Source organism: Geodermatophilus sp. SYSU D00710 (genome assembly GCF_054050195.1).
In genome coordinates this window covers 40,145-53,577 of sequence record NZ_JBJGYX010000031.1, presented here as the reverse complement: position 1 = coordinate 53,577, position 13,433 = coordinate 40,145, and the positions used below count along the sequence as shown (strand labels likewise).

The window sequence follows — 13,433 nt, the reverse complement described above, 5'->3', positions numbered from 1 at the left end:
CGCCCCCCCCGCGGCCCGCCGCCGCCCCCCCCCCCCCCCCCCCCCCCCCCCCCCCCCCCCCCCCCCCCCCCCCCCCCCCCCGCCCCCCCCCCCCCGCTGGTGGCGCTGGTGGAGGCCACGCCCGGGCCGCTGCGCGGGTGGACCACGTACGACGTCCCCCGCGTGGAGCACTGGCACCGGGGGCGCACGGTGCTGGTCGGGGACGCCGCGCACGCGACGTCGCCGGCGGCCGGGCAGGGCTCGTCGCTGGCGGTCGAGGACGCCGTCGTGCTCGCCCGCTGCCTGCGCGACCTGCCGGTCGACGAGGCGCTGCGGACCTTCGTCGGCCTGCGCCGGGCGCGCGCGGAGCGGGTCGTCGCGCAGGGCTTCGCCACCAGCAGCGCCAAGTCGCCCCCGGCCGTGGGCCGTCTCGTCCGCGACCTGGTGATGCCGCTGGTGCTGCGCCACCGCGACCCGACGGCCTGGATGCGGGCCCACTCGGTCGACTGGGACGCACCCGCCGTGCCCGCGCCGGTCCCGGCGGGCTGACGTCCGCGGCGGCGCGTGTGGCGGCGGCCCCGGGCGGGCACCGGGGAGCCGTCGGCACGGCCCGCCGGACGGGCGGGTCGGAGAGACGAGGAGGCGGTCGTGGGCGGCACCGATCCGGGCGAACAGCCGGGGACCCAGCCGGGCACCGAGGACGAGGGCTCGCACGCCAGCGTGGGCCAGGACCCCGCGCGGGAGGGCGGCGGCCGCACCGGCGGGGAGACGTCGGTCGACGAGGCGATGGGCCAGGAGGCCGAGCCGCAGGGCTGAGGGGAGCCCGGCCGGGTCAGCGCCCGGCGGGCGGCGCCGACCGCGGGATGGCCAGGGCCGCGACCAGCCCCGCCGCCACCACCGCCGTGCTGACCGCGAAGGCCACCTGGTAGGAGGCGACGTCGGTGAGCCAGCCCGCCACCAGCGGGCCCGCGACCGCGCCGAGGTCGGCCGACATCTGGAACACCGCCACGACCCGGCCGCCGCGGGCCGGGCTCACGTCGCCGACCAGGGCCGCCGGCACGCTGGCCAGCAGCGAGGCGGCCAGCCCGTACGTGGCCATCGACAGCAGGAACGCCCCGGTCGCGGGCGGCAGCACCAGGACCGCCATCGCCGCGGTCCCGACCGCCGCGCCCAGCACCAGGCTCGGCCGGCGGCCCCAGGTGTCGGCCAGCCGGCCCGAGCGCAGCAGACCCAGCGCCTGCGCCGCCGACCCGGCCAGCAGCCCGGCCCCGGCCCAGGCCGCGGTCCGCCCGAGCTCCTCGGTCACGTAGAGGGGGACCAGCGAGTTGCGGACGCCGAAGAGCACCCAGCCGATGCCCAGGTTCGCCACCAGCGCCGCGACGTAGGCCCGGGAGCGCAGCGCGGCCCGCAGCGGCAGCGGCCGGTCGGACAGGTCGGGCGCCGCGGCCGCCACGCCGACGCCGTCGTCGTCGGGGGACCGCAGCAGCACCATCGCCACCGCGCCGGCCACCAGCAGGAACCCGGCGTAGAGGAGGAACGGCAGCCGCGGGGACAGGGTGGTGAGCAGGCCGCCGGCCGCGGGCCCGGCGATGCCGCCGAGGATGAACCCGCCCTGGTAGGTGGCCGCCGCGCGGCCCCGGTGCGTCGGCGGCGACACCCGCAGCAGCAGCGCCAGCGCGGCCACGGTGAACATGGCGCTGCCGATGCCGCCCGCGGCGCGCAGCGTCAGGAAGACGGGGAACGACGTCGCCAGCCCGGCCAGGCCGGTGGTCAGCGCGACCAGCACCAGCCCGGCGGCGAGGACCAGCCGTTCCCCGAGCCGCTCGACCAGCGAGCCCCCGCCGAAGGCGGAGACGAAGCGGAAGAAGGCGAACGCGCTCACGGCCAGGCCGACGGCGGTCGTCCCCACGCCGAAGGAGCGGGCGAACAGGGGGATGGCCGGCGCGACGATGCCGAAGCCCAGCGCGACGACGAAGGCGACGACGGCCAGGACGCCGACCTCGCGGGGGAGCTCGCCCGCCCCCCGTCGCCGCACGCGCCCGATGCTGTCAGGTCGCCCGGCGTGCCTGCCCGCCGGACCCCGGGTACCGGGGGACTGTGCCCACCCGCCGCCAGGTGCTGGGGGCCGCCGGCGCCGGGCTGCTGGCCGGGTGCGGCGTGCGGTCGCCCACCGCGACGCCGGAGGCCGGGGACCCGGCCGTCCTGACCGCCCGCCCGACCGCCCGGCCCACCGGGCCGCCGCCGCTCCCGGGCACCCGCCCGCTCGGGCTGGAGGAGACCCGCGACCCCCTGCTGCACGTCCCGGCGGCCGGGGTCCCCGGGCCCGCCCCGCTGGTCGTCGTCCTGCACGGGGCGGGCGGCGACGCCGAGGCAGGGCTCGGGCTGCTGCGCGGGCCGGCCGACGAGCGGGGGCTGCTGCTCCTCGCGCCGGCCTCCCGCGGCGCGACCTGGGACGCCGTCTCCCGGGGCTACGGGCCCGACGTGGCCGTGCTCGACCGGGCGCTGGCCGCCGTCCTCGGGACCGTCCCGGTCGATCCCGGGCGGATCGCCGTCGCCGGGTTCTCCGACGGCGGGTCCTACGCGCTGGGCCTCGGGCTGGCCAACGGCCGGCTGTTCCGGCGGGTGCTGGCGTTCTCGCCGGGGTTCGTGCCCCCGGGGCCGCGCACCGGCCGGCCGGCGGTGTTCGTGTCCCATGGGACCGCCGACGACGTGCTGCCCATCGACCGCACCGGCCGGGAGGTCGTCCCCGCCCTCCGCGACGACGGGTACGACGTCACCTACCGGGAGTTCGACGGTGGCCACGGCGTCCCGCCCGAGGTCGCCGAGGAGGCCGTCGCGGGGCTGGTGTGACCCCGGGGTGCGTGCAGCGCCCGCGGCTGGTTGGCTCCCGGCCCGTGACCACGACCGGCGGGACCACGACCGGCGGGGCCACGACCGGCGGGGACGCGACCGGCGGGGACACCGGCGCGGACCCGGCGCCGCCCGGCAAGCCGCTGCCCGACGTCGTCGCGCCGGACCTCGACGTCCTGTTCTGCGGGATCAACCCGTCGCTGACGTCGGCCGCCCGCGGGCACCACTTCGCGCGGCCGGGCAACCGGTTCTGGCCGGCGCTGCACCTGGCCGGGCTCACCCCCCGGCGGCTGGCGCCGGAGGAGGACCGGGAGCTGCTGCGCTACGGGCTCGGGGTGACCAACCTGGTCGACCGGCCCACCCGGACGGCGGCCGAGCTCACGCCCGCGGAGCTGGGGGCGGGTGCGGCGGCGCTGGGCGACCTGGTGGCGCGGTACCGCCCGCGCGTCGTGGCGGTGCTGGGCATCACGGCCTGGCGGCTGGCCACCGGCCGGCCCCGCGACGGGTGGGGCCGCCAGGACGCCGCGATCGCCGGCGCGCAGACGTGGGTGCTGCCCAACCCCAGCGGGCTCAACGCCCACTTCCAGCTGGCCGACCTGGCCCGCCTGTACGCGGGCCTGCGGCCGTGACTCAGCCGGCGGCCGCCGCGGTGCGGGCCTGCTCCGCCAGCCGGCCGACCAGGGCCACCGCGCCACCGAGGTCGAGACCGGCACCCTCGGCCTGCGCGGCGACCAGCTCGTCGGCCGGCAGCGCCGCCCGGGTGGCCGCCACGTAGCGCTGCCCGTCCACCGGGTCCATCCGCAGCGGGTCGTAACCGACCAGCCGGGCGTTGGCCTGCACCGCGCCGAGCAGCACCCCGGCGGCACGCGGCTCCCCGGCCGCGGTGGCCGTGCCGACGGCGGCCAGCAGCCCGGCGAGGGTGCCGGTGAGGTCGCCCTCGCGGTGGGTGAGGTCGAGCATCTGCCACAGGTCCGCCAGCGCCTCGGCCGGCCGGCCCACGTCGGTGAGCACCTTGGCGCGGATCCACAGCACCGACGAGTGCGCCCACGAGTGGCCCAGGTCGACCGCGAGCCGCTCGGCGCGGGCGAGGTGGTCCAGCGCGCCGTCGACGTCGCCGGCGACCCGGGAGAACTGGCCGAGCGTCATCGCGATCTCGACCTGCACCCACTCGATGCCCGACGCCTGCGCCAGCTCCAGGCCGCGGGCGATGTCGTGCGGCGTCTGCCCCTCGGGGTCGGGCTGGCCGGTCAGCGCCCGCACGAAGCCGCGCAGGACCAGCGCGAGGGCGAGCACGCCGTCGGACTCGTCGGTGGCCGCGGTGACGATCTCGTTGGTCCGCGCCCAGATCGAGGGGACGTCGCCGGAGAGGTAGGCGAGCAGTGCGTCGCCGAGCAGGGCGCCGCTGCGCACCCGCGGCGGCGCGTCCAGCGTCGCCTCCAGCGCCGCGGCCAGCCAGCGGCGGCCCTCGGCGACGTGCCCGCGGCGGTACCACCACCACGACAGCGCCGAGCCGATCCGCAGCGCGAGCTCGCCCTGGCCGGTGGCCAGCGCGTGCCCGAGCGCGGCGCGCAGCGCGGGCTGCTCGGTGTCGAGCCGGCGCGCGCTGGCGGTCCACTCCGGACGGCGCAGCGTGGGCTCGAGCCGCTCGCCGAGCTCGACGGCGAAGCCGGTCAGCCGGTCGCGCAGCCGCCGCGACTGCGCCTCGTCGAGGCCCTGCTCGGCGTACTGCCGCAGCGTCTCGAGCATCCGGTAGCGGCCGGCGCCGTGGTCGAGCTCGACCAGGGACTTGGCCACCAGCACGCGCAGCAGTTCGAGCGCGCCGCCGTCGACCTCCGGCCCGGCGACGGCCTCCACCAGGTCGGGGCCGAAGGTGCCCGGCAGCACCGCCACGGCGCGGTAGACCGCCAGCTCCGGCGGCGAGAGCAGGTCCACGCTCCACTGCACCGTCGCCGCCAGCGTGCGCTGGTGCGGCACCGCGGTCCGCCAGCCGCCCGAGAGCAGGGCGAACCGGTCGTCGACCCGGCCGGCCACCTCCGCCAGCGGCAGCGTGGTCAGGCACGCGGCGGCCAGCTCGACGGCCAGCGGCAGCCCGTCGAGGGCCGCCACCAGCTCGCGGACCTGCGCCAGGTCCTCCTCCGACGGGTCGGCCAGGTGCGGGGCGACCAGCCGGGCGCGGTCGAGGAACAGCCGCTCGGCGTCGCTGCCGGGGGCGCCGGCCGGCATCGGCCCGCAGGGCAGCACCGCCTCGCCGGGCAGGCCCAGCGGCTCGCGCGAGGTGGCCAGCACGCGCAGCTCCGGGCAGCGCGGCAGCAGCTCGGCGCAGACGGTCGCGGCCGCCTCGACCACGTGCTCGCAGTTGTCCAGGACCAGCAGCAGCGGCCGGTCCTGCACGGCGGTGGCGACGGCGCCCAGCGGGTCGCCGCCGGCGAGGGTGACGCCCAGGACGGTGGCCACCTGCGCGGCGACCAGGTCGGGGTCGGTGACGCCGGCCAGCTCGACCAGCGCGGCCGGCGGGGCGTCGGCCGGCCGCCGCCGGGCGGCCTCCAGCGCCAGCCGGGTCTTGCCGCTGCCGCCGGGGCCGACCAGCGTGACCAGCCGCTGCCCGGCCAGCGCCGCGGCCACCTGGGCCAGCTCGCGCTCGCGGCCGACGAACGCGGTCAGCGGCACCGGCAGCGGGCCCAGCGGCCGGACCGCGGGCCGCTCGGGGGCGGGCGGCGCCGGGGCCGCGGCGGGCGCGGCCGGCGTGGGGCGGGTCCGGCCGGCGCCGGCCAGGGCGGGGTCCTGGCGCAGGATCTGGCCGTGCAGGGTCTGCAGCGCCCGGCCGGGGTCGACGCCGAGGCCGTCGGCGAGCAGCCGCCGGCCCTCCTCGTAGACCTCCAGCGCCTCGGCCTGCCGGCCGCACCGGTACAGCGCCAGCATCAGCGAGGCGCGCAGGCCCTCGCGCAGCGGCTCGGCCCGCAGCAGCTCCCGGACGTCGTCGACGATCTCGGCGTGCCGGCCCAGGCGCAGGTCCAGCTCGGCGGCGAGCTCGCGGGCGGCCAGCCGCAGCTGCTCGAGCCGCTCGGACTCCTCGACGGCGAAGGTGGCCGACACGTCGGCGTAGGCGGGACCGCGCCACAGCGCCAGGCCCTCGGTGACCGCCTCCCGCGCCTGCTGCACCTCGTCGCGCGCGGCCCGGTCGCGGGCGGTGCGCAGCAGCTGCACGAACCGGACGGCGTCGACGTCCTCCGGGGCGACCTCGAGCCGGTAGCCGGGCTCCCGGGTGACCAGCAGCGTCCAGCGGCCGCCGGTGACGTCGGGCTCGAGCTCGCGGCGCAGCCGGGACACGATCGACTGCAGCGTCGCCGACACCGCCGCGGGGGGCTGGCCGCTCCACACGCGGTCGACGAGCAGGTCGACCGGCACGGTGCGGCCCGGGTCGACCAGCAGCGCGGCGAGGACCGCGCGGTGCTTGGGGGACTGGGGGGCGAGGAGGGAGCCGTCGCGCCGGACCTCCACGGGTCCCAGCACGCGGAACGAGGTGCCGGTCATCGCGCGGGAGCCTAGGATCCGGAACCCCGCCGTGGTGCTGTAGCCACTCCATCGAGTCGGTTCCGTGACCTGCTGACCTGGCGCCCAAGCGCCCGGCAAGGGGACAGCAAGGACGGCGGACGACCCTCCTGGGGCACCGTCGCCCCGCACCCTGGAGACCTCCCGTGACGTCCGGAACCGTCCTGCCCGCCGTCCTCCCGCCCGACCTGTCGGCCGCCCTGCGGTCCCGGCTCACGCCCGGGGCCGGGCTGAGCGAGGGGTCGGTGGTGCAGGTGGCCGAGGCCGCCGACGTCGTCGCGGCCGTGCGGCTGGCCGGCCGGCACGGCGTCGCGCTCGCCGTCGAGGGCCCGGGGCGCGGCACCGCCCCGGCGCGCCGGCTGGTGGTCGACCCCGCGGGCCTGGCGGAGGTGACCGTGTCGCCCGCCGGGTGGGCGCGGGTGGGTGCCGGCGTGCGCTGGCGCGACCTGGCGGGGGAGGCGGGCCGGCGAGGCCTGACCCCGCTGACCGGCGCGTCGGCGGCCGAGCGGGTGGCCGACACGGTGACCGGGGGCGGCGTCGGGCCGCTGGCGCGCACCTACGGCCTGGCCTGCGACCGGGTCCGCGCGGTGGAGCTGGTCACCGGCGACGGCGCGCTGCGGCGGGTCACCCCCACCGAGGAGCCCGAGCTGTTCTGGGGCGTGCGCGGCGGCGGCGCGGCGCTGGGCGTGGTGACCGCCGTCGAGCTGGACCTGCTGGCCGCCGGCCCGCGCTACGGCGGGCAGCTGCGCTGGGCCGCGTCCGACGCCGCGCGGGTGTTCGACGCCTGGCGCGCGTGGACGGCGACGCTGCCGTCGCAGGCGGGCACCTCGCTGCTGCTGACCCACCCGCGGCACGGCGAGTGCGGGGTGACGGTCCGGTTCGCGTGGGCCGGGGACACCGAGGACGGCGTCGAGGTGCTCGACGGGCTGCTGCGCCCGCTGGCGGCCACCGTCCGCCCCCTGGACTCCGAGATCGCGCCGCGCGGGCCGGCCGGGCTGGCCACGCGGGACCAGGAGCCGGGCACCGGCTCCTCGCTGCTGCCCACCCGGATCTCCGACAGGGCGGCCGCGGCGCTGCTGCGGGCCGTCCGCGGTGCCCGGCCGCGCACGGTGGAGGTGCGGCTGCTCGGCGGGGCGCTGGGCTGGGTGCCCGAGCGGCCCAGCGCCGTCTGCCACCGCGACGCCCGGCTGGCGGTCCGGCTCGTCGGGGGCACCGGCGCCGAGGACCGGGCGGCCACCCGGGCCTGCGCCGAGGAGCTGGCGGCCGCGTTCGGTGCCGACCTCGCCGGCCGGCCGCCGGCCCACGGCTTCGCCGCGGTGCCCGACGTGCTGGCCCGCACGCCCACCGGGCCGGTCCGCGAGCGGCTGGCCGCGCTGGCGGCCGGCGCCGACCCGCACCGCATCCTCGAGGGCGCCGTCCCGGGGGACCGGCGCGGCGCCTGAGCCCCGGCCGGGCGGGCGCGCCGACCCCGTCCCGCGGTGCCCGACCTCACCCCGCAGCGCGGGGCCGGGCACCGCGCGGTGCGGCCGGGGTGCCGGCCGGTCAGCCGGCGTGCACGGCGTCGGGGGCCGGCTCGGTCTGGAAGTCGGCCTGCCACAGGTCGGGGCCGAAGACCTCGTACTGGACGTCCCGCGCGGCCACGCCCCGGTCGAGCAGCGCGCTGCGCACGGCCCGCATGAACGGCAGCGGACCGCACAGGTAGTAGACGGCGTCGGGCGGGAGGTCGACCGCGTCGAGGTCCATGACCCCGGCGTGGACCCCGTCGACCGGCAGCGTCCCGGTCGCCCCGCGCTCGTACCAGGTGTGGATCCGCGCGCCGGACAGCTGCCGGATGTCACTGAGCACCTGCTCGCGCAGGGCGAAGGACTCCTCGTCGACGTCGGCGTGCAGCAGCGTGATGGGCAGGTGGGAGCCCGCGGCGGTCAGGTGGGAGAGCATCCCGGCCATCGGCGTGATGCCGATGCCGGCGCTGGCGAACACCACCGGGCGGCCGGAGTCGTCGAGGACGACGTCGCCGAACGGCAGCGACATCGTCAGCCGGTCGCCGACCCCGACCCGGTCGCAGAGGTGGTTGGACACCTCGCCGTCGGGCTTGCCGCCGCCGCGGACCCGCTTGACCGAGAACTGGCGGTGCTCGCCGTCGTCGGCCCGGGTCAGGCTGTACTGCCGCGGCTGGCGGACCCCGTCGGGCATCGGCACCTGCACCGTCACGTACTGGCCCGGCAGCGAGGTCTTGACCAGCCGGTCGTCGACCCGCCGGACCCGGAAGGTGACGACCTCGGGGGTCTCCTGGACCTTCTCGGCCACCTCCCACTCGCGCCACACCGTCTCCGGGCGCACGCCGCGGGCGCTGTAGAGGCCGCGCTCCTGGTTGATCAGCGCGTAGGCCATCAGCCAGTAGACCTCGTCCCACGCGGCGGCGACCTCGGGGGTGACCGCGTCGCCGAGGACGTCGGCGATGGCCCAGAACAGGTGCTCGTGCACGACGTCGTACTGCGCCGGCGTGACGCCCAGCGAGGCGTGTTTGTGCGCGATCCGCGACAGCAGGCGCTCGGGCACCTGCTCGGGCGTCTGCACCAGCGTGCTCGCGAAGACCGCGACCGACCCGGCGAGGGCGACCTGCTGCTCACCGGTGACCTGGTTGCCGCGGTTGAAGACCCCGTCGAACAGTTCCGGGTGGGCGCCGAACAGGTGCCCGTAGAACCGCTCGGCGATCTCGCCGATGTGGTCGGCGACCACCGGCAGCGTCGCCTCGATGACGGGTCGTGATCGGTCGGACAGCATCGGTCCTCCTCGGACGGTCGACGGACGCGGCCACCGACCCTGCCAGCAGGAACTGCGGTCGGCGACTGCGGCCGTACCGGTACGGCCCTGGCCGGTAGTCGTGATCGTCGTTACAGTGCCCCGGACGGCGGTCCGGCCACCCGGTCGGCCGACGGGACCGGCGCACGGGGGGCTTGCGTGGACATTCCTGCGATGCGCGCCAACTTCGCCAAGGCGGCCGCGGCGGGGGACGAGGCGCCGCTGTGGTTCTACGCGCACCTGTTCCTCACCCATCCCGAGACCCGGCAGCTGTTCCCGGTCTCGATGGCGCACCAGCGCGACCGGCTGTTCGCCGCGCTCGGTGAGGTGGTGGCCCGGGTCGACGACCTCGACGCCCTGGTGCCGATCCTGCAGCAGCTCGGGCGCGACCACCGCAAGTTCGGCACCGTGGCCGAGCACTACCCCGCCGTGGGCGCGAGCCTGCTCGCCACCCTCGAGCACTTCGACGACGAGTGGAACGAGGCGCTGGCCGCGGACTGGACGGCGGCCTACGAGCTGGTCGCCTCGGTGATGGTGCAGGCCGCCGACGAGATGTCCGACCAGCCGCCCTGGTGGGACGCCGAGGTCGTCGCGCACGAGCGGCGCACCGTCGACACCGCCGTCCTGCGGCTGCGCTCGAAGGTCCCGCTGCCCTACCGCCCGGGGGAGTCGATCTCGCTGGAGACCGAGCTGCGGCCCCGGCTGTGGCGCTACTACTCCCCGGCCACCGCCTTCCGGCCCGACGGCGAGCTGGAGATCCACGCGCGGGCCCAGCCGGGCGGGCCGGTCAGCACCGCGCTGGTCCGGCAGGTCCACGTCGGCGACGTGCTGCGCCTCGGGCCCCCGGTCGACCACATGCGCTTCGACCCCGACTCCGACCGCGACCTGCTGCTGGTGGCGGGCGGGACGGGCCTGGCGCCGCTCAAGGCGATCGTCGACCACGTGGCCCGCAACGGCCCGCCGCGGCGGGTGGACCTCTTCGTCGGCGTCCGCCTCGAGGAGGACCTCTACGACCGCGCGGACCTGACGCGGCTGACGCAGGACAACCCCTGGCTCACCGTCACCGTCGCCGTCTCCGAGGACGGGCACTCGCAGTTCGCCCACGGCGACGTCGGTGAGGTGGTGGCCCGCTCGGGGCCGTGGGGGAGCAGGGAGGCCTACGTCGCCGGTCCGCCGGCGATGGTCGACGACACCGTCGAGAGGCTGCGGCAGCAGGGGGTGCCCGAGGAGCGCATCCGCACCGAGGTGTTCGCCCCCAGCCGCCCGGGACCCGATGTGCACGGAGAGGTGACGACATGAGCACGACCACCGAGCCCGCCGGCTGGAGCGGCAGGCGGCTGAGCCCGGCGGACGTCCGCGACGTGCGGTTCGGCCGGTCCTCGGTCTTCCGCCCGGGCTACGACGACGTCGAGGTCGATCGCTTCCTCGAGCGCGTGGGCGAGGAGCTGGCCCGGCTGCACGCGGAGAAGGCGGAGCTGCGCGACCGGGTGCACGACCTGCAGGCCCGCCTCGACCACGACCCGCGGCCCGAGGCCCCCTCCTCGCAGGCCGTGGGCATCCTCGCGGCCGCCCAGCAGACCGCCGACCAGTACGTCGCCGAGGCCGAGGCGATCAGCCGGGTGATGACCGCCGAGGCGCGCGAGCACTACGAGGAGCAGGTGCGCGAGGCGCGCGAGAAGGTCGGCGCGATGATCCAGGCGGCGCACGAGACCGCCTCCCGGATCGCGGCCGCGCAGGGTGCCGCGGCGCCCGTGGGGGACGCGGTCGGCGTCGACACCCGGACCGAGGAGGAGCTGCAGGAGCAGGTGCGGTACCTGCAGGCCTTCGGGCAGGCGTGCCGCGCGCAGCTGCGCGCCTACCTGGAGGCGCTGCTCGCCGACGTCGAGCGCGAGTGGGGCGCCGCGCACCCCGAGGGCGTGCCGGGAGCGCTCCGCGCCCAGGCCGAGCCGCTCCGGGCCGGCCGGGCCGCGACACCGGCCGCGCCCGTCGCGGTGCCCCAGCGCGCGGCGTCCGACCCGGCGCCGGCCGCGGCGATCGCGGCGCCCGAGGCGAAGGCCGGCCCGGAGGCGTCCGGCCAGGCCGGGCCGAGGACGGTGGAGGCGGCCGCGGTGCTGCTCAGCGACGAGTCGCTGCGCGCGGAGGAGACCACCCGCCGGCAGTGACCGGCGGTGGCCTCCCGCTGGCCCCGCGCCACGGTGCCCGACCTCACCCTGCAGCGGGAGGTCGGGCACCGCGCGCGGATGCCTGCGCCGGTCCCGGTCGGGCACCGCGCGCGTCAGCCCGGCCGGCGCAGCCGGGCCGCGACGACGTCCGCGGGCAGCACCGCCTGACCGGTCGTCCCGCGGCCGAGCAGCGTGCCGTCGGCGCCGGTCGCGGTGAGCGCGCAGGTCAGCCGGTTGCCGCGCACGTCGACGCAGCTCGCGGTGACCCGGACCCGGTCGCCCGGCCACGCCGGGGCCAGGTGCTCGACCGCCACCGCGGTCCCGATGCCGGCCTCGCCGGGCTCGAGGTGGGCCAGCAGCAGCTTGCGCCCGGCCTCCTCGAAGTGCTTGGCCATCGCGTAGGTGGCGTAGACCGGGTGCACCGGGCCCAGCTCGTCGAAGTCGACGGTCATCGCCTCGGTGACGACGACGTCGAGGACGGCGGCCTCGCCGGCGGGGATCGGGGTCACGCGTCGAAGTCGACGGTGACCGCGTCCGACAGCGGGAGCGTCTGGCAGGTCAGCACGTAGCCGGCCTCGACCTCGGCCGCCTCCAGCGCGTAGTTGCGCCGCATCTCCACCTCGCCGTCGGTGACCCGCGCGCGGCAGGTGCCGCAGACGCCGCCCTTGCAGGCGAAGGGCAGGTCGGAGCGGACCCGCTGGGCGGAGTCGAGCACGGGCACGTCGCGAGGGAGGGCGAGGGTGGTCGAGCGGCCGTCGAGGACCACGGTGACCTGGCTGCTGGGCCCCTCGACGAGCTGGTCGTCGCCGCGCACCGGCTGCGGCGGGACGTCGTCGACGTAGAACAGCTCCTGGTGCACCCGCTCGGGCGGGACGCCCAGCTCGGCGAGCAGCTCCCGGGCGTCGGTGACCATCCCGTGCGGGCCGCACAGCCACCAGTGGTCGACGTGCCCGGCGTCGACGAAGGTCCCGACCAGCGTGCGCAGCCGCTCGCCGTCGAGCCGGCCGGTGGTCAGCTCGGCGTCGCGCGGCTCGCGGGAGAGGACGTGCACCAGCTGCAGCCGGGTGCCGTAGCGGTCCTTCAGGTCGGCCAGCTCGTCGGCGAACATCACCGTGTTGGTGCGCCGGTTGCCGTAGAAGACGGTGACGGTCGACTCGCCGTCGCGGAGCACGGTGCTCGCCAGGCTCAGCGCCGGGGTGACGCCCGAGCCCGCGACGACGAACACGTGGTCGGCCGGGGTGGACAGGTCGGCGGTGAACGTCCCCGACGGCGGCAGCACCTCGATCTCGTCGCCCGGTCGCACCTCGTGCACCAGGTAGGAGGAGAAGAAGCCGCCGGGGACCTCGCGGACGCCCACCCGGGGCGGGGCGCCGACGGGCGCGCAGATCGAGTAGGACCGCCGCTCGTCGCGGTCGCCGTCGACCCGGCGGAGGGTGAGCGCCTGGCCGGGCCGGAAGGCGTAGTCCTCGGCCAGCTCCTCGGGCACGTCGAAGGTGACCGCGACGGCGTCGTCGGTGAGCTGCTCGACGCGGGCGACCCGCAGCGGGTGGAACTGCGGCCGGCGGCGGGTCGGTGCGCTCAACTCAGATCTCCTTGACGTGCTCGAACGGTTCGCGGCAGCTGCGGCAGCGGCGCAGCGCCTTGCAGGCCGTGGACCCGAACTCGCTGAGCTCCTCGGTGTCGGGGGAGCCGCACAGCGGGCAGGCCGCCGTGCGCCGGGTCGGGCCGAGCTGCAGCGGGACCGGGCCGGCGGGGCGGACCGGCGCCCGGCCGGGCGGCGCGATGCCGGCCGCGGCGAGCTTGCGGCGGCCCTCCTCGCTGATCCAGTCGGTGCTCCACGCGGGGGAGAGGACGGTGCGCACCTCGACGTCGTCGTACCCGGCCGAGTGCAGCGCGTGCAGGAGGTCGGCGCGCATGACGCCCATCGCCGGGCAGCCGCTGTAGGTGGGGGTGATGTCGACGACGACGGTGCCGTCGTGCACGCGGACGTCGCGCAGCACCCCGAGGTCGGCGAGGGTGAGCGTGGGCAGCTCCGGGTCGGTGACGGTCTCGGCGACCGCCCGCGGGTCGGTGGTGGCAGGGCCGGTCATC

General features: G+C 78.0%; 12 protein-coding genes and 1 pseudogene. 7 read left to right on the top strand and 6 right to left on the bottom strand.

The window, feature by feature from the left end; translation table 11 throughout:
• Positions 1-108 precede the first annotated feature (108 nt).
• Complete coding sequence (locus ACI78U_RS15145; RefSeq protein WP_456876158.1) at positions 109-528, top strand: FAD-dependent monooxygenase; 420 nt, start codon at positions 109-111, stop codon at positions 526-528.
• Between the two features lie 99 nt (positions 529-627).
• On the top strand, positions 628-795 hold the full coding sequence (locus ACI78U_RS15140; protein ID WP_456876157.1) for a hypothetical protein: 168 nt from the start codon (positions 628-630) through the stop codon (positions 793-795).
• Between the two features lie 16 nt (positions 796-811).
• Here ACI78U_RS15140 and ACI78U_RS15135 read toward each other — a convergent pair whose 3' ends face one another.
• Positions 812-2,014 (bottom strand): MFS transporter, encoded by a 1,203-nt coding sequence (locus ACI78U_RS15135; RefSeq protein WP_456876156.1) that lies wholly within the window; start codon positions 2,012-2,014, stop codon positions 812-814.
• Positions 2,015-2,076: 62 nt separating this feature from the next.
• On the opposite strand from ACI78U_RS15135, the gene ACI78U_RS15130 reads away from it, so the two are divergent.
• On the top strand, positions 2,077-2,829 hold the full coding sequence (locus tag ACI78U_RS15130) for an alpha/beta hydrolase (RefSeq protein WP_456876155.1): 753 nt from the start codon (positions 2,077-2,079) through the stop codon (positions 2,827-2,829).
• Between the two features lie 44 nt (positions 2,830-2,873).
• The gene (gene mug / locus ACI78U_RS15125; RefSeq protein ID WP_456876154.1) at positions 2,874-3,458 is read left to right on the top strand and encodes a G/U mismatch-specific DNA glycosylase; all 585 of its coding nucleotides are present in this window, start codon (positions 2,874-2,876) and stop codon (positions 3,456-3,458) included.
• A gap of 1 nt (position 3,459) precedes the next feature.
• Here mug and ACI78U_RS15120 read toward each other — a convergent pair whose 3' ends face one another.
• Positions 3,460-6,360 (bottom strand): BTAD domain-containing putative transcriptional regulator, encoded by a 2,901-nt coding sequence (locus ACI78U_RS15120; RefSeq protein ID WP_456876153.1) that lies wholly within the window; start codon positions 6,358-6,360, stop codon positions 3,460-3,462.
• Between the two features lie 164 nt (positions 6,361-6,524).
• Here ACI78U_RS15120 and ACI78U_RS15115 point away from each other — a divergent pair, with 164 nt between their 5' ends.
• Entirely contained in the window at positions 6,525-7,820 is a 1,296-nt protein-coding gene (locus tag ACI78U_RS15115) for an FAD-binding oxidoreductase (protein ID WP_456876152.1), read from the top strand.
• 100 nt (positions 7,821-7,920) lie between these two features.
• Here ACI78U_RS15115 and ACI78U_RS15110 read toward each other — a convergent pair whose 3' ends face one another.
• On the bottom strand, positions 7,921-9,162 hold the full coding sequence (locus ACI78U_RS15110) for a globin domain-containing protein (protein WP_456876151.1): 1,242 nt from the start codon (positions 9,160-9,162) through the stop codon (positions 7,921-7,923).
• A 192-nt stretch (positions 9,163-9,354) separates the two neighbouring features.
• Between ACI78U_RS15110 and ACI78U_RS15105 the strand changes: the two genes are divergently transcribed.
• Positions 9,355-10,479: a globin domain-containing protein gene (locus ACI78U_RS15105; protein ID WP_456876150.1), complete on the top strand. Its 1,125-nt coding sequence runs from the start codon at positions 9,355-9,357 to the stop codon at positions 10,477-10,479.
• Positions 10,476-11,342, top strand: coding sequence for a DivIVA domain-containing protein (locus ACI78U_RS15100; RefSeq protein ID WP_456876149.1), 867 nt, complete (start codon positions 10,476-10,478; stop codon positions 11,340-11,342). Before ACI78U_RS15105 ends, ACI78U_RS15100 begins: the two co-directional genes overlap by 4 nt.
• Before the next feature lie 113 nt (positions 11,343-11,455).
• Here the strand turns inward: ACI78U_RS15100 and ACI78U_RS15095 are convergent.
• From ACI78U_RS15095 to paaD, 3 genes and pseudogenes are all read right to left on the bottom strand, one after another.
• A pseudogene (locus ACI78U_RS15095) lies at positions 11,456-11,827 on the bottom strand (thioesterase family protein); the annotation flags it as partial.
• Positions 11,828-11,847: 20 nt separating this feature from the next.
• On the bottom strand, positions 11,848-12,924 hold the full coding sequence (paaE, locus tag ACI78U_RS15090; RefSeq protein ID WP_456876148.1) for a 1,2-phenylacetyl-CoA epoxidase subunit PaaE: 1,077 nt from the start codon (positions 12,922-12,924) through the stop codon (positions 11,848-11,850).
• Position 12,925: 1 nt separating this feature from the next.
• Positions 12,926-13,432, bottom strand: coding sequence for a 1,2-phenylacetyl-CoA epoxidase subunit PaaD (gene paaD / locus ACI78U_RS15085; RefSeq protein ID WP_456876147.1), 507 nt, complete (start codon positions 13,430-13,432; stop codon positions 12,926-12,928).
• Between the last annotated feature and the right edge of the window lies 1 nt (position 13,433).

What these genes read in the sequence shown, in the direction of transcription:
- ACI78U_RS15110 (WP_456876151.1), bottom strand. Translation starts at nt 9,162, where the DNA reads ATGCTGTCCGACCGATCACGACCCGTCATCGAGGCGACGCTGCCGGTG.
- ACI78U_RS15120 (WP_456876153.1), bottom strand. Translation starts at nt 6,360, where the DNA reads ATGACCGGCACCTCGTTCCGCGTGCTGGGACCCGTGGAGGTCCGGCGC.
- ACI78U_RS15100 (WP_456876149.1), top strand. Translation starts at nt 10,476, where the DNA reads ATGAGCACGACCACCGAGCCCGCCGGCTGGAGCGGCAGGCGGCTGAGC.
- ACI78U_RS15105 (WP_456876150.1), top strand. Translation starts at nt 9,355, where the DNA reads ATGCGCGCCAACTTCGCCAAGGCGGCCGCGGCGGGGGACGAGGCGCCG.
- paaD (WP_456876147.1), bottom strand. Translation starts at nt 13,432, where the DNA reads ATGACCGGCCCTGCCACCACCGACCCGCGGGCGGTCGCCGAGACCGTC.